Raw genomic sequence first — 16979 nt, 5'->3', positions numbered from 1 at the left:
GTACCCGACGACTATTCCAATCGAGAGTAAAATTTGGACATAATTAATGACGTCTTTTAACCGTTCACCATCAAAAAACTGCAAAATAAACATGTAGATGAGCGCTGTCAAGACGACAACCAACATACCAGTCAACAAGATTTCAACTAGAAAGATAACGGTAAACAGGAAGCCTTTGAAGAATAAACCGACAAGCAGCGGAAGCAGAGAAAAGGCACCAGTAACTTGTGTCATATAAATACAGACGTGAACAATCTTGGCTATATTAACTGTCCGCTGATCAACAGGTTTTGTGTGAAGGATGTTTTTGTCTCTTACATCCAAAAGGACAGCTGAGAAATCGGCAATCATCGTTGTCATCAGAATAAACATCATCATGGCGAAAACGAGGCTCATCTGAAATAGATAGTAATCACCAAACACGATGAACGGAATAAGAATCAATCCATAAAAAGCGTAAAGACCTAGCGATTTGATGAATTGATTTCCTTCTTTAGTTTTCGATTGTTCAAAAATCGTCGGAACCCTGCGCTGATCCATCGTCAATTTCACCTGCAAAATCCGTCGCATTACCAAATAATCAGCCCCGAGCATGGTAAACAAACGACTACCATAATCCAGAAGTTGCAATNGAATGCTAAGCACGACCGTGATCGGTAAATAGAGCTTGGTCAAAAAGGCCTTTAAAGCCGCCCTGTAAAAGATGACTTCGTTTTGGATGGGAGCGGTGCGGAACAGCCATGCCCCTTTGTAGTTACCGGAAAATTTGAGCATATGTATGACAGCAGGAATCATGATATTCACAAAATAGATGGTCAAGAAATACTTACTTCCAGGTAATGCACCGAACCCGTTCCTGCTTACTTCATTGAAAAGGAAAATGAATGGAAATACAAAAGCAAATCCAAGCGACGGATAAACTTTCAATTTAAACGCTCGTTCTTGTTTCATCATTAGCGCTGAAAACCGGAAGAATGTCCGTTCTTCCTTCGTCTTACACAATATCTTTGCAAACAATTGATCAATCCGGTGCGCCTTCCGCTTATTATCTCCATTGTATTGCAGGAGCTTCTGCAAATTTTGTTCAAAAGATGGTACAAGTTTACTGTATATAATAATTGCCATTATCGGCACCACAAGCGACATGATGGAATAGCCAACGATGTAGCCAGCAGTATTGCCATTCAATAACCACTCAAAAGGTGCGCTATACCATATCGGTGGAAGCAATAGATGCCACCATTGAAACGTAAAGTCGACGTTTAACTCGGAAAAATCGAATACCCGAACCAATACCTGGTACCCGACGACTATTCCAATCGAGAGTAAAATTTGGACATAATTAATGACGTCTTTTAACCGTTCACCATCAAAAAACTGCAAAATAAACATGTAGATGAGCGCTGTCAAGACGACAACCAACATACCAGTCAACAAGATTTCAACTAGAAAGATAACGGTAAACAGGAAGCCTTTGAAGAATAAACCGACAAGCAGCGGAAGCAGAGAAAAGGCACCAGTAACTTGTGTCATATAAATACAGACGTGAACAATCTTGGCTATATTAACTGTCCGCTGATCAACAGGTTTTGTGTGAAGGATGTTTTTGTCTCTTACATCCAAAAGGACAGCTGAGAAATCGGCAATCATCGTTGTCATCAGAATAAACATCATCATGGCGAAAACGAGGCTCATCTGAAATAGATAGTAATCACCAAACACGATGAACGGAATAAGAATCAATCCATAAAAAGCGTAAAGACCTAGCGATTTGATGAATTGATTTCCTTCTTTAGTTTTCGATTGTTCAAAAATCGTCGGAACCCTGCGCTGATCCATCGTCAATTTCACCTGCAAAATCCGTCGCATTACCAAATAATCAGCCCCGAGCATGGTAAACAAACGACTACCATAATCCAGAAGTTGCAATGATAAAAAGTTCTTCATCAGCTGTCACCCTCCCGGACAACCGCCACAAACGATTCAGCAATCGCACGATGTTCATTAAAGCCTGTCAGCTGATTGAAGATTTCTTCCAATGTCCCTTCCTCATTTTTTGCCTGCAGTTCAGCAAACGTCCCATCGGCTACGATTTTACCGTCTGCCAGCAATACAATCCTACTGCTGATTTTTTCTACCACTTCCATGATATGAGACGAATAAAAAATAGTTTTGCCCTCTGCAGCAAGCTGTGCCAGGATTTCTTTAATAATCATCACACTGTTCGCATCCAGTCCGCTTAACGGTTCATCAAGAAATAATAAATCCGGATCATGCAGTAAACTGGAAATAATCAAAACTTTTTGCTTCATCCCTTTGGAAAAAGAAGAGATTTTTGTATGGAATACGCCGCGCATCTCAAACTTGTCGAGCAGAAGCAGTGCTTTCCGTTCTGCTTCTTCGGCATCCATTCCGTACATTTCGCCCGTAAACGTAAGATATTCGCACGCAGTCAAGTTGTCATAAATCTCGGCGTTTTCCGGAACATAGCCAATTTTCCGCCTATACGAAGGATCTCCATTGGCGATGTCCTGTCCGAAAATTTCTACCGTTCCATTATACCCGTCCAAAAGTCCGAGCATGATTTTCACCGTGGTGCTTTTCCCCGCCCCATTTGGTCCTATGTATCCAATGATTTGGCCGCGGTACACGTCTAGATCTATCCACTTTAAAACAGGGTCCCCACCGTAACTCATCATCAAGTTGGTCAGGGAAAGAATTTTTTCGTCCTGATTTTGCATCTTTTCATCACCCGCTTAACTAGTATGTACTTTAACTTTAACATAATTTTCCTTTAGATGAGGAAGGTATTTCAAACACATGAAAGCGCATTTAAATAAGTTTGTTTGTATCAAGAAAATACTGCCGGAACTACACAGAAGGAATGTCTTCTGAGCAATACGATTATCTCTAACCGTCTTTTGTTTACTCTTCCGCCAGGCTAAAGTATCATAAAAAAAGATAAATATCGTTTGGAGGAATGATAAATGAAAGCACGGTTGTTACTAATCTTAGTTTTTTGCCTCTTGATTCTTTCAGCCTGCGGAAATAGTGCTGAATCCACTTCAGAAAAACCCACCAACGATCAGAAAACAGAAGAAAAAAGCACAGATGATGAAAAGAAAGAAAACGAGCAGGATACAGAGGAAGATACAATTAGTTCTCAGACCGATGATACGTTTCAGTACCCATCCACTTTAAAAGAGGCGGAAGAAGCAACACCTGGAGAATGGTGGGGAAAAGAAAATGAGCCGCAAGAATCTGAGAAAGATAACTTTATACAGGAAATTGCCGGCATCAATCATCAGGACATTCCCCTTGAAGCAAGAGCGGCTTCTATCAATCATCTCCTGTTTACACACTATCATCCTGAACTTCCCGGTCTTACTTCCTTCGAGCCCCGCGGAAAAATCACCTTGGAAGATTTACAAAATAAAAGCGGTTTGAAATTAAATGGCCAGGAAGTGAAGGAAAACATAAATGTAGCGATTATTTTAGATGCTTCTGGCTCCATGAAAGCAGAACAAAATGGAAAGAGCCAGATGGAGATTGCCAAAGACGCCATTACAGACTTCGTTTCAAATCTGCCAGAGAAAACAAATGTATCCCTTACCATTTATGGATTTGAAGGCTCTGGCAGTGACGAAGACAAAGAGCTCTCCTGTAAAAGTATTGAAGAAATCTATCCGCTAAAAAAATATAATAGCACGGAATTTGACAATGCTCTGGCTGAAGTAGAGCCAAAAGGCTGGACCCCCATTGCATCATCACTGAAACAGGCTGGAGAAACCCTTCAAAACCTAAACAGTGATTCAAACACCAATGTTATCTATCTGGTGTCAGATGGGGAAGAAACCTGCGACGGAAACCCTGAGAAAGTTGCAGAAGATCTTGTAGCATCCGATATACAACCAATAATCAATATCATTGGTTTTGCAGTTGGTTCAGAACAAAGAGAACAATTGGAAAAAGTGGCCGAAGCTGCAGAAGGAAGATACATTCAGGCGAATAACCAGCAGGAACTAGTCAATGAATTCAAAGAATCAAATCAAACGTTTGTTAAGTGGATAAACTGGAGAAACCAGCATACAGTCGATGCTATTAATCAAAAAAACCAAGATAAAGTGGAATTGATAAATCTGAAAAATGATACGAATGTCAGATTGATAAATTATAAAAACAAAGTCAAGAACCTATTAATCAAAGCAAAGAATCAGCATGACTTTGACCAAGAAACATATTCCCTTGTCGTCGACCAAATTGATGACTACTTTTCTAGTATGGTGGATGAACTACAAGAATTCTATGATGAAAATTCAACAACCATCGACGAAACATATAGCGAAACGAAAGAGGAAATAGACGAAACATACGATTCCAATAACGGGAACTGATTTTTACGGTAAATCAAAAAGGCAGCCCCATTTGTTATCAAAACATTTGGGGCTGCCCTATTACGTCAAAAACTGCTGTCCTTGATTGGTAGCTTATTCAATTGTATTGTTTTGGTACAACTGCTCCACTTCTTCTGTACTCAAAACATCCTTATACATTTTTACTTCATCGACACTGCCTTTCATCTGTAATGAGCTAGGATTCCAAGGAGCTCCGCCAATAATCAAATCGTTTTCGTTGTCAGCTACAGGACTGTTGCCTGCTGCAGATTCTGCTACTTTTTCTCCATCGATATAGGCGATCAATTGCTCCCCTTGCTCCCACGTCAGGACAAGATGGGTCCATTCCCGGGATGCAATCATTCCTTCATTGAAGGAGAGCCTTCCTGTTTCCGTCCATACCTCTGGATAAATTCCTTCCTCGACTCCGACTACATAGCCGTTGCCAATGGAGGTTTTTCCAATGATTTTCTGATCCTGATCCGCATCATCAAGATTTACCCAGAGACTAATCGATAGCTGTTTTCCTCCATTTAACAAGTCGGAGTCGGGAATTTTAGCCCAACCGCCATCCAGCCGCAATGCTTGACCAAATTTCCCTTCCGACACGGAAGCATTTCCGCCTACGGACACCTCCTGTTCATAAGCCGAGCTGTCAGCAATTGCGCCGGGATTTTCCTCTTCAAAGCCCAATTCCAAAACAGGCTGTCCAGCATAAAGAGCATGAAGGACTGTTGATAAGTCGTTGATCTGAACTTGGTGGATCCCTTGCGGTACATTCGGAACCGTAAAGGTGACCGTTTCCGATTCGCCCGGCGCAAGGCCGATTGTCTTTGACTCCCTTAGCTCGCCATCAAAGGTGAAATCGATTTGCTTTTCCCCTTCCATTAAACCGCTGTTTTTCACTTCAACGGACTCGTGGCATCTTCATCTGGTTCGATAGCATTTGCTTCCAGATTGGCAAACTCAAAGATAGGAGTTTGTGATACTTCCCCATCATATTGCCATTCTTCTTTCCCAGAAGCGGGCACTCTGTCAACGAAGTTTTCAACCATACCTCTTAATACATTCACATCCGCGTTTAGCTGTCGCTGTGCTTCCTTCGAAACATCAGACGACTTTTTATTCAATTTCTCGGTAACATCATCTAGTTTCTTAAGCGACTGCTTTATGTGATACTTTTCAAACTGGCTGAGCGACTGATCAAGCTTTTCATTCAGTTGTTTTTCCAGTGTCTTAGCAAGATAACCCGAAGCGGCAAAGTCGCTTACTTCCTGGGCAGCCTCCGCAAATAAATCACTAGTGTCCCCATAGCCAAGCAGTTCCAACTCGGCAATCGACGTCCGATCCGAACCACCGTTCTCTTTTATGATCAGTCGATAAAACTGGTAGTTGCCCGGATTTTCAATCGTAAACGGACGGGTATAGTTGCGCCATTGGAAATTCTCCTCTTCCCGGCGATCAAGTACCGTCCAGTCTTCTCCGTCATTCGAACCGATCAGCACCCATTTCTTCGGATCCTGCTGCTTCTCGTCACTGGAGGTAATCGTGTACATCAGCGCATGCCGGGCATTGCCGGCAAAGTTATATTGCACCCATGGCTCCTCGCTTTCAAGCGACAATACCGATTTGGAAGTATTGTCAAATAGCCGATCAGCTGTTCCCTGATCCGCATGATAGGTTGTTCCTTCATTGTCATCTGTTAAATCGTGAAGCGGATCGGCAGACAATGCGGAGCCATCTGTTTTGGTATCAGTAAGAGAATTCGGAAGCGCCTCTTCTCCTTTGCCCCAATCAGATGGAGTATCCCCCATTTCAAAGTCCAGGACTGCACCGTCAGCCAGGGTCTCATGCTTCAATGTGAGCTTTTCATACGGCTTGCCATTTACTTTCAGGCTTTGGACGTACTTGTTTTTGTCACTGACATCAGGCGCGTTGATAACGATGTCCTTGCCATTTTCCAAATGGATGGTCATCTTTTCGAAATACGGAGCACCTATTGCATATTCCGGTGACCCCATTTGCAGCGGGTAGAATCCGGCAGCACTAAATAAGTACCATGCAGACATTTCGCCATTATCCTCATCGCCTGGATACCCCTGCCCGATTTCACTGCCCAAGTAGAGACGGGATAATGCTTCTCGAACCTTTGCCTGCGTTTTCTCCGGCTGGCCGGCATAGTTGTACATGTACGGGATATGATGTGCCGGCTGATTACTATGTCCGTACATTCCCATACGCACATCCCTTGCTTCCCGCATTTCATGAATCAATCCACCGTAATGTCCTGGATATCCTGCTGTTTCGGGCGTGGAGAAAAATTGATCCAGCTTCTCGGCTAGGCCATCTCTCCCGCCATACAGATTCGCCAATCCCTGGCCATCCTGTGGTACATGAAAAGCCATATTCCAGGCGTTTGTTTCTGTGTAGTCTCCGCCCCACTCTGCAGGATTGAACGACTCTGCAGCGGTTCGCCAATCACCGGAAGGGGTACGCCCCATAAAGAACCCGGCTTCTTTATTGAACATTTCCTCATAATTACTAGCTCGTTCTTTATAGTAAGCAGCATCTGTTTCATATTGCTTCTCGCCGGTTTCCTCCGCCAGCTTATCGGCGATATTGGCAATCGCATAATCGTTGATGTACCCATCCATCGCCCAGGACATTCCTTCACCAGTGGCTGTATTGGTATACCGGTCAAAAATCGAAGCAGCCAGTCCTTTACGGCCAACACTGTCATCATCGCTGCGGACAGCAGCATTTTTAATAGCTGATTCATAGAAGGCATCGACGTCGAAATTGGTTACCCCTTTCAGATACGCATCAGCAAACGCCACATCTGAACTGGTTCCGACCATCAAATTCGCATAACCAGGTGACGACCATCTTGAAATCCAGCCGCCATCCTTATACTGCTGGACAAATCCGTCGATCATTTCTCCGGCTTTCGTCGGCGTCAGCAAGGAGTATGCAGGCCATGAAGTCCGGTACGTATCCCAAAAACCATTGTTGACATACACTTTACCATCGACGATTTTTGCCCCTGTTTCGGTCGCCGTATTTTCCCCAACAGCTTCGGAAAAGGAGCTTGCATATTGATAGCGCGGTTCTTCCAGGGTGCCTGTATTTTCATAGCCGACATTCGGATAGAGGAACAAGCGGTACATATTGGAATACAATGTGGTCAACTCATCCTTGCTGGCTCCTTCCACTTCAATGATATCCAGCTTGTCTTCCCATGCCTGTTTGGCAGCCTGTCGTAAATGATCGAACGTATCATCCGGCTGGATATCCTGTTCCAAGTTCTTTTTAGCTTGCTCTACGCTCAACAGGGAAGTGGCTACTTTCATCGTAACGGTTTGGTTATCGGAAGTATCAAACGCATAAAAGCCCGTGACATTGTTTCTGCCTTCTCCTGTCAATTTTCCACTGTCCGTTATTTCCTGATCAAACTCCGCATAAACGAACATCCGGGTTGCGCCTGTGGAAAGTCCGCTTTTGACATCGGTATAACCGCTGATCGTTTTCTCATCCGGATTCAATGTAAGACCGCCATTGTTGTTGACGTTGTCAAAAATCAGCTTGCCGCTGCCACCAGTGAAACTGAACCGGAACATTGCCGCCCGATTTGTCGGCGTCATCTCGGTCCGGATGCCATTTTCAAAACGGACACTGTAATAGTGCGGTTTCGCTATTTCGTTTTCATGCTTGAATGCAAGTGCCCTCTCTTCACGGTCTGCATTCGGCTCATCGGCCGCAGACGGCATTACTTGGAACGTCTGGCGATCACCCATCCACGGGCTTGTCTCATGGCTAAGAGAAAAGGCCTCCAATTCAGGCAGGTTATTTTCATTATTTGCCTGCTGATACGTATAAAGCCAGCTGGTCGATCCTGCATCCGTCACTGGTGCCCAAAAATTAAAACCATGTGGCACAGCTACTGCAGGGAAGTTATTCCCCCTGGAAAATGTCGAATTAGAGTTCGTACCACGTAAAATATTGACGTAATCTACGGGGCTGTCAAAGACTGCTTCTTCCGGACTTCCTTCAATCCGAATATCATCGACACTTCCCTTGAATACGCCCGGCCCTTCCGGGTTATCATAGGCAACAAGAATGCGGTCGATCGTCTTTCCTTCTGCTACTTTACCAATGTCAGCCGATTTGTAATTCCACTGATTGGCATAAAGTGTCTTCGAGTCTCCTTGTGCCTGCGGCGTCAGTTCCACACCGTGCTGGTCTTTTGCCCCTAGCTCACTTAAATAGGTACCATCCGTAAAAGCGAGATCAATGGCCACATAGGTGCTGGAGTAATCGAGGTGATCGTCATCCATGAATTGTGGATGAAGATAGTAGGAAAGCTTGCTCTTGTCAGTAACCGGGATATTCACATCAAATACTTTGTTATACGAATATCCATGTCCCTCCGCTGTATGGGTGCCTTGGTAAGTCAAGGCGTTTTCTCCTGTCCAGCCGACATTCGTTTTTGCCGTATAGCTGCTGTTCGGTCCTTCACCAACGAATGCCTTCATTCCTCCTTCTGTTTCTACAGGAGGCGCATCTTCTCCATTGGAAAGCGCGATTTCCGCTAATTGCGTTAGTCCTTCCCCGGCATTTTCAGTGATTTCAAACCGGTAATATTGGAATGCTTGATCATTCTCAAACTCAAAAAGCTTACGTTGATAACGCTCTTCAAATTCCTGATCTGTCTGCTGATCCAGCTCTATCCAATCTTGTTTATCATTAGAACCGTACAGCGTCCAATTTTTCGGATCTCTCCCCGGCGCATCGTTGGCTGATGTAAACGCATATTTAATCACTTGCTCCGGTTCTGCAAAATCCAGTTCAATCCATGCTGTCGGTTCAAATGCCAGCCATTTCGATTGGGCACTCTGATCGACAAGCATGTCAGCTACTTCGTTTGGAGGATTTTCAGCGCTTACCGATACGTCTTCTATACGCTGAGTAATGTCTCCCTGGATGCCCTCATAGAGAACCTCCCCATGAACGCCAGTTATTTTTTCTTCCCCATTCACTGTTTCTACCGTATTTTCCCAATCCGGTAATGCTTCACCCGCTTCAAATGATGTAAAAAAATCAACATCTTCCTCTTCTTCTGCATAAGTACGGTTACTTACCAGAACAGACATCGTTTGCATTATTAATAAAAAGCTAAGTATGATGGAAACATTTCTGGAAACATGTCTTATCCTCATCATTTACCTCCCCTTTATGGAATTTCGCTCATTCGTCGAATCCTTAACCTTCTTCGCCCTCCTTTCAGGGTAATCTAAGCGCTTACATATAACGTATTCATTATAAAAGACTCGACAAATTTTCCTCAACTTTGATTATGCGAATTTTCAGAAAACAGTTAAAAGGTAGTATGAGAAGGAGATAAATGTATATAGAACAGGACTTATCACCTACTCCTTTGCCATCGAAAAACAGAAGCTGGATGTGCAAATACAGCTTCTGTTGAGTGATGCTTTATAAATCTCTTAACTAGGGATCTAAAATTTTCAGTACGTATCAAAACAACTTCCGGATCATTTTTCCGACTCGTCTTCATCGCTTTCGTACACGATCCCTCTTAGTGTAAGTAAATTTCCACCCAAACGAAAAAACAGGAATACGAAAGATCGCATTCCTGTTCATTCTCAATCTATATCATACAACTGCCAAGCTTTTGTCCGGTTCTCCGCTGTCTGTGCTGATTTTGACCGACTGTCCGCTTTCCAAGGTGACAGCCTGATCAAAGTGACGGAAAGTCAGCGCTTCTCCAGATTTCAACCAATAAGAAATGCCATCCTTTTCCATGGTGACCGCGAGCTGCCTGTTTTGGAATTGCAGATTGAAGGATGCCGTTTCCCATTTCTCCGGTATTACTGGTGAAAAGGACAACCCGGTTTCTTTCAATCGCAGCCCAGCAAATCCATAAACAATCGCCATCCAGGTTCCACCCATATTAGCCATGTGCAGACCGTCTTTCGTATTGCCATGCATGTTATCCAAATCAAGGCGGGCCGTTTTCATGAAGTAATCATATGCCTTTCGCTGGTAACCAAGCTTGGAAGCCATGATGCTGAAAATACAGTAAGACAAGGACGAATCATGGGTCGTCACCTGCTCATAATAATCGTAGGACTTGCGTATTGTCTCCAGGCTCTGCTCATCCTCCAGAAGAAAATGACCGAGAATTGTGTCCGCCTGCTTGCATACCTGATAACGATACAAAGTCAAGGGATGATAATTCAATAGTAATGGGAATTTCTCCTTCGGTGTACCAGGTATATCCCACCGCCGCTTTTGTAAAAAGGTATCGTCCTGCGCATTGATCCCTAATTTTTCATCAAATGGCAAATACATATTCTCTCCCGCCAATAACCAGTCGTTTACTTCCTGTTCATCGAGGGACAATGCAGTCTTCAACTGGTCAAGCTGTACGCCGTCCACCTCTTCCAGCAGCTTATAAGCCTTTACCGCCCAAGTTAAATTGTGTTTAGCCATGACATTGGTATAGTAATTGTTGTTGACGATACACGTATATTCATCCGGACCTGTGACATTGTCGATTCGGAATTGTCCTTCATACATATGGCCGGTCTCCATCCACAACCTTGCTGTTTCGAACAGCACTTCTGCCATGTATTCCTTGAGAAAATCGACATCCGTCGTCGCCAGAAAGTATTGAATATAACTGTAAGCAATATCTGCGCTAATATGATATTGCGCCGTACCTGCAGGGAAAAAGGCAGAAGATTCCGTTCCTGTAATAGTCCGCCACGGGAATAACGCGCCTTTGCTGTGCCCCATCTCCAATGCTCGCTGTCTGGCACTGTCCAGCGTCGAGTACCGTTGAATAAGCAGATTTTTAGCTAAATCGGGATTGGTCATCAAAAAGACTGGGAACATATAGATTTCCGTATCCCAGAAGTAGTGCCCTTCATATCCTTCACCGGAAAGTCCTTTTGCCGCAATGTTGCTGACCGGATCCTTCCCGACCGATTGCAGCAGCTGGAACAAATTGAAACGGATTCCTTCCTGCAGTTGTTCATCCCCTGCAATCATTACGTCAGAATTGCTCCAAAAGTTATCCAGGTATGCTGTTTGTTCGACAACGAAATCCTCAAAAATGGCTCCCTTAATCCTTTGGAGCAGACCTATGCCTGTCTCTACCAGCTTTTCCTGATGCCGTAACGTATCGGTATAGATGTTGAACTTGGTAAAGTGGACAGGACTGCTGCCATCACAAATGTATGTTTCTTCGACAGCTTTGTCGGTTACTCCGCTGTTATACCGGTAACCTGCTTCTGCATCGATAATTGTCTCTGATACACAGGCAACCTCCAGCTTTGTCACCATCGTTTCATTGCGGATAAAGCTGTATGCATCCTGTTTCCCAGCCTCTTTGACAAATGTCCGTTTTGCATGGCCTGAAGCAACACGAGGATCCTTCTTATCAACATAATTGGATACATCCCCGTTAACCGATGAAACAATCTTTATCTCCTTGATATCGCTGACAGGCTCTACTTTAATGTCCATCAAAAACAATTCCTTTAAAGCAAACGAAATCAATCGCCGGAAATGGAGTTTTACTTCTTTTCCGGATGGCGACACCCAATGGATCAGACGTTCTGAAAAACCGGCATCAAAATGGAGATGCTGCTCATAGCTTTGTATTTTTCCGGTGAATAATGAAAAGAGCTCGCCATCGATTTCGATTTTTATGTCTTGTGCATCAATGATATTGACCAGCTTTTGCTGGGTATCCGGAAAAGCATGCAATTTTTCTCCATAACTAATTTCCGTTTCATCATGAAATGCATTTATATAAGTGCCGCGAATCGAGCGAATGTCTTCCGGATAGCCTTCTTCGAAGTTTCCTCTTACTCCCAAGTAGCCATTGCCAAGGGCAAATAAACTCTCATTCAACAACAGATCGTTTTCTCTTAAAGAACTTCTGGAGATTTTCCAAGTCATAGTATCTAGCTCCCTGTTTCAAATTGCCTTAGCTGCTTTAACACTTGATGCTAATTCAATAAATATGCTTCTCTACTACTAGTTTATGGGGATTTTTGCAAGATTGTCCCCTAAAGGCAATTTCTATCGTGATAAAAAGCGGATGTCACACGTGAAAAAGCCATCATTAAAAAGAATGCCACAGAGTCATAGTTACAATTTACACGAAAGGCTAATTATACTCCACAGCTGCGGGAACTGACAATACATTTCCCGAAATTTATTCGACATATTTTTTGCGAATAAACATTTCTGACAAATTCCTTTGTTTACAAGGAGTCTAAACGCTTTCACAATGCTTCATTTTTCATGATTTATATATGCCTGATCTCGATTCTTTTACCAGCTTGAAAATGTATACTAAGGACCTGCCCTATTCCCTTGGAGAAGCCAATATTGGAGAAGAGAACCATTGTGAACAGGGCGAAAATCTGTTACAATTCTATCTTGTGGCTCCCTGTCGTTTGACAGGACGAGCGGGTAGGGAGAGGGCTAATTGAATAGGATAGACCGCCATGAAACATAATTGGTTTAAGCGGCTCTTTGAACTTGAGCAGAATGAGACGACGGTAAAACGGGAAGTAATGGCAGGATTGGTCGGCTTTTTTGCGATTGTCTATATCATCGCCGTCAATTCCCTTATTTTGTCAGAAGCGGGGATCCCGCTGGAAGCAGCCATTCTGGCAACCATCGCCGCTTCAGTCGCTGGCTGTTTTATTATGGGCTTTTATGCGAACGTGCCGATTTTGCTTGTGCCCGGTATGGGAATAAACGCCTTGTTCTCATACACCATCGTTCAGTCGATGGGCGTTACATGGCAGGAAGCATTGGCTGTCGTATTTATCTCCGGATTATTGTTTATGTTCATCGCGTTCACCAGGTTTGCAAAAACGTTAAGTGAAGCGATTCCCCAGTCGTTAAAAGAGGCGATTACAGTTGGACTCGGATTGTTTTTGATGCTGATCGGACTGGAAAAGGGCGGAATGGTCGAAAAAGGAACAAACTCGATTATTACTCTTGGTGAATTGGGAGACCCCCAGGTGCTTGCCACGATTCTGACCTTTTTGATCGCCATCATCCTGTTTATCCGAAATGTTCCGGGTAATTTCTTGATTACGGTGGTTGCCGGCACTTTGATTGCTTGGATGTTCGGTCTGATCAACGTGCAAGCTGCAGGAGAAGCAACCTTTTCCTTTGTGGATTATATGAATGTATTCGGAGCCATGTCTTTCGAAAATATCTTTTCATTGACCTTTTGGATCGCCGTATTTCTGATCACCATGGTGATTGTGTTTGAAAATATCGGACTAACCCATGGACATGTGAATTTCATTCACCGACCGGAAAAGTTTGCCCGTGCATTTCAGGCAAATTCTATTTCTGCAGCCTTGTCCGGTTTGTTCGGAACCAGCCCTACTGTTGCGACTGTAGAAACAGCTGCTGGTATGGCCGCTGGTGGAAGAACGGGATTGACCACCGTGACAACAGGGTTTCTGTTTTTACTGTCAGCGTTTTTCATTCCCGTCATCAAGCTCATTCCCGACAGTGCAATCGCCCCGATTTTAATGATTATCGGAGGATTGATGCTGGAAAATATCCGTCACTTGAACTTAGAAGACATGAGCGAAAGCTTCCCGGCCTTTTTCATCATTGCCATGATTCCATTCACATACAGTATTGCGGATGGAATTGCTGTAGGCTTCATTCTTTATCCGATTTTGAAGATAGCCATCGGAAAAGCAAAGGAAGTCTCCCTGGCATTGTACGTCATCGCCGGCCTGTTTTTGTTTAACTTTGTCTTTCATGTGATAAGTTGATGTGAGAATAGATAGATAAGTTGAAATTCCCCTTCAGGTGGATGGTAAGAACCTCCGTCTACCAGAAGGGGGATTTTTTATATTGGGCGAGCAGGTGATACAAACACGTATCTAAATAAAACACCACTAATGAAAAGTCTCTTTCTCCCATTTCCTACCTCTTCGATAATCTTCTTTTTCGAAAAACAACTACCAAAAGTAATAGGAAAATAGGAATAAAACTGATTAGTCTCCAGCCGTTTTCCGCTCCATAAAAGTAACAAGCTATCGGTATAGAGCAGATGAAGCTAATCAACAACGAAACCCATGATTTTAGATAGATTCCAAAAAGGAACGTGACAATGGAAACGGCTAAAGAGATTTGCCAAATAAGTATGAGGACGTTAAATGTGTCCATGAAATGCCTCCTGCCTATTGGGATTCCGGAGAAATAAGACCGAAATTTCAAGAATTATCAGTCTATATCTACTTCACTGCAAAAGTTACATCACAGGTTCTTTTAATTGACGATGATAGGATACATCGTATAGTCTACGCATGTGCATATAAAAAACAAGGCAATAAATGACGCCTCAACTAAGGAGAGAGTTTCATGGAGCATTTATTTACCCCATATAAATTGAAAAGTCTAGAGCTCAAAAATCGCGTGGTTATGCCTCCGATGTGTCAATATTCTGTTACAAAGAAGGACGGAATTGCGACAGACTGGCACTATATACATTATGTAAGCAGAGCCATTGGTGGAGCAAGCTTGATTATCATTGAAATGACAGACGTCGAGCCGGATGGACGCATTACGGACAATGATTTAGGCTTATGGTCAGATGAGCAAATCCCTGCTTTAAAACGGATTGTTGACGCCTGTCATCAACATGGTGCGAAAGTAGGTATTCAAATAGCGCATGCCGGACGAAAAGCAGAAGATGCTGCTGAACCCGTAGCACCGTCAGCGATTCCATTTGATGAAAACTCTAAAACACCTAGAGAACTTACTGTTGATGAAATTCAAGAGATGGTTGAAAAATTCCGTCGTGCTGTGGCACGTGCGGTTGAAGCAGGCGTAGATGCCATTGAGCTTCATGGGGCACATGGCTATTTAATCCATGAATTTCAGTCCGCTTATACGAACAAAAGAACGGATGAGTATGGGCAGGACCTAGCTAAGTTTGGCAGAGAAGTGATTCAAGCTGCAAAAAACGAAATCCCAGACGATATGCCTTTAATTTTCCGGATTTCCGGAAAGGAATTTGTTGACGGCGGCTATGGTATTAAAGAAGCCGTTGAACTGACAAAAGAATACAAAGCTGCAGGTGTGGATATGTTCCATGTGAGTGCAGGTGGAGAAGGCCAGATTGCCGCTCATGGAAGACCAGGCACACATGCCGCTTATCAAGTTCCATTAGCTAGAGAAATTAAGCACACTTTAGACGTTCCCGTCATCGCCGTCGGACGGTTAGATGAACCTGTTTTGGCCAATGCTGTTGTAGGGAATGAAGATGCAGATCTTGTTGCTGTTGGAAGAGGTATGTTAAGAAATCCATATTGGACACTTGAAGCAGCCACCAAGCTAAGAAAAGAAACCACATTTCCACAACAATATGCTGTAAGCTTCCCAGAGGCACGAAAGCAATAGTAATAAAAACGAAAAACGATAAGTCTAGTTGAGTAAAAACTAGACTTATCGTTTTTTAAATTCCATTTTTAAGCGTTTCCAGGACATATTATCGTGTCCATGCTGGTGCTTTTCGTTTTTATGGCAATTGATTCCCGGCTGCCCTGTAAAGTTCATACCATTCTTCCCTGCCTAATTCGATATCCGAAGCTTTCGCGATAGCAGTAAGGCGCTGTACATTCATCGTACCGACAACCGGCTGTATCTTGGCAGGATGGCGCAAAATCCAGGCAATTGCGATAGCAGAGTCTGTTACTCCTTTTTTCTCAGCCAGCTCCTGCATCTTTGCGTTCAGTTCCGGGAACTTGTCATTGCCGACAAAGACTCCTTCGAACATCCCATACTGGAACGGCGACCAAGCCTGTATGGTCATGTCATTTAACCGGCTGTAATCCAGAATACTGCTGTCCCTTACCAATGCGGGATTATGTTGCATGTTGACATTAAGGCCGGCATCAATCATCGGTGTAAACATCAGACTAAGTTGCAACTGATTGATAATCAAATCATCCTTCAGGTGTTTTTTCAACAGCTCGATTTGCATGGGGTTTTGGTTACTGACACCGAAATGGCGTACTTTACCGCTTTCTTTCAGCCTGGCAAAGGCCTCTGCCACTTCCTCCGGCTCCATCAATGCATCTGGACGGTGAAGCAGCAAAATATCGATATAATCCGTATTTAATCGCTGCAGACTGCCGTCTACTGATTCAAGGATATGTTGCTTGGAAAAATCAAAAAATCCGTCCCTGATACCGCACTTCGTCTGAAGTACGATATCCCCCCTGTTTATGGAGGTGCTCTTCAAAGCATCGGCAAAAACTTCTTCCGATTTACCGCCACCGTATATATCTGCGTGGTCAAATAAATCCACTCCATGCTCCACCGCATTTTCGATGACATTGGCAGCGTCTTGACTAGACAGCTTGTCCATTCGCATGCATCCAAGCGAGATTTCTCCAGTATGTAAGTCACTTGTACCCAATTTGACTTTTTTCACAGCTCCACCCCTTTTCCTGTAATACATTTATTCTATCATTTAGCCAATGGAAAGTCGCAATATATACTTTCGAA

The 16979-nt window shown here is 43.5% G+C and carries 8 protein-coding genes; 3 read left to right on the top strand and 5 right to left on the bottom strand.

Going from position 1 to position 16979, the window contains the following annotated elements; all coding sequences use genetic code 11:
* Nucleotides 1–1946 precede the first annotated feature (1946 nt).
* A complete protein-coding gene (locus BN1067_RS07935) occupies nt 1947–2741 on the bottom strand; it encodes an ABC transporter ATP-binding protein (RefSeq protein ID WP_053218350.1) in 795 nt (264 codons plus the stop codon).
* Between the two features lie 246 nt (nt 2742–2987).
* Here BN1067_RS07935 and BN1067_RS07930 point away from each other — a divergent pair, with 246 nt between their 5' ends.
* Nucleotides 2988–4394: a vWA domain-containing protein gene (locus BN1067_RS07930; protein ID WP_053218349.1), complete on the top strand. Its 1407-nt coding sequence runs from the start codon at nt 2988–2990 to the stop codon at nt 4392–4394.
* Nucleotides 4395–4487: 93 nt separating this feature from the next.
* Here the strand turns inward: BN1067_RS07930 and BN1067_RS07925 are convergent, their stop codons facing one another.
* The 3 genes from BN1067_RS07925 to BN1067_RS07915 all read right to left on the bottom strand — a co-directional run bounded on the left by BN1067_RS07925 (nt 4488) and on the right by BN1067_RS07915 (nt 12380).
* The gene (locus tag BN1067_RS07925) at nt 4488–5300 is read right to left on the bottom strand and encodes a LamG domain-containing protein (protein WP_053218348.1); all 813 of its coding nucleotides are present in this window, start codon (nt 5298–5300) and stop codon (nt 4488–4490) included.
* The gene (locus tag BN1067_RS07920; protein WP_110943381.1) at nt 5297–9610 is read right to left on the bottom strand and encodes a GH92 family glycosyl hydrolase; all 4314 of its coding nucleotides are present in this window, start codon (nt 9608–9610) and stop codon (nt 5297–5299) included. Before BN1067_RS07920 ends, BN1067_RS07925 begins: the two co-directional genes overlap by 4 nt.
* 454 nt (nt 9611–10064) lie before the next feature.
* Nucleotides 10065–12380, bottom strand: coding sequence for a glycoside hydrolase family 65 protein (locus BN1067_RS07915; protein WP_053218347.1), 2316 nt, complete (start codon nt 12378–12380; stop codon nt 10065–10067).
* Nucleotides 12381–12934: 554 nt separating this feature from the next.
* Between BN1067_RS07915 and BN1067_RS07910 the strand changes: the two genes are divergently transcribed.
* Nucleotides 12935–14236, top strand: coding sequence for an NCS2 family permease (locus tag BN1067_RS07910; protein ID WP_053218346.1), 1302 nt, complete (start codon nt 12935–12937; stop codon nt 14234–14236).
* Between the two features lie 592 nt (nt 14237–14828).
* Nucleotides 14829–15869, top strand: coding sequence for an NADH:flavin oxidoreductase/NADH oxidase (locus BN1067_RS07900; protein ID WP_053218344.1), 1041 nt, complete (start codon nt 14829–14831; stop codon nt 15867–15869).
* Nucleotides 15870–15987: 118 nt separating this feature from the next.
* Here the strand turns inward: BN1067_RS07900 and BN1067_RS07895 are convergent, their stop codons facing one another.
* Nucleotides 15988–16905, bottom strand: a complete 918-nt coding sequence (locus BN1067_RS07895; RefSeq protein WP_053218343.1) for an aldo/keto reductase — start codon at nt 16903–16905, stop codon at nt 15988–15990.
* Nucleotides 16906–16979: the final 74 nt, after the last annotated feature.

It is taken from the genome of Virgibacillus senegalensis, from assembly GCF_000821245.2.
GTDB lineage: Bacteria > Bacillota > Bacilli > Bacillales > Amphibacillaceae > Sediminibacillus > Sediminibacillus senegalensis.
Note: the sequence above shows the minus strand (reverse complement) of the source record. Positions and strands in the feature narration are given on the sequence as shown.

Excerpts from the sequence above, each read along its gene's own strand:
- BN1067_RS07920 (WP_110943381.1), bottom strand. The coding sequence starts at position 9,610 with ATGAGGATAAGACATGTTTCCAGAAATGTTTCCATCATACTTAGCTTT.
- BN1067_RS07935 (WP_053218350.1), bottom strand. The coding sequence starts at position 2,741 with ATGCAAAATCAGGACGAAAAAATTCTTTCCCTGACCAACTTGATGATG.
- BN1067_RS07900 (WP_053218344.1), top strand. The coding sequence starts at position 14,829 with ATGGAGCATTTATTTACCCCATATAAATTGAAAAGTCTAGAGCTCAAA.
- BN1067_RS07915 (WP_053218347.1), bottom strand. The coding sequence starts at position 12,380 with ATGACTTGGAAAATCTCCAGAAGTTCTTTAAGAGAAAACGATCTGTTG.
- BN1067_RS07910 (WP_053218346.1), top strand. The coding sequence starts at position 12,935 with ATGAAACATAATTGGTTTAAGCGGCTCTTTGAACTTGAGCAGAATGAG.
- BN1067_RS07930 (WP_053218349.1), top strand. The coding sequence starts at position 2,988 with ATGAAAGCACGGTTGTTACTAATCTTAGTTTTTTGCCTCTTGATTCTT.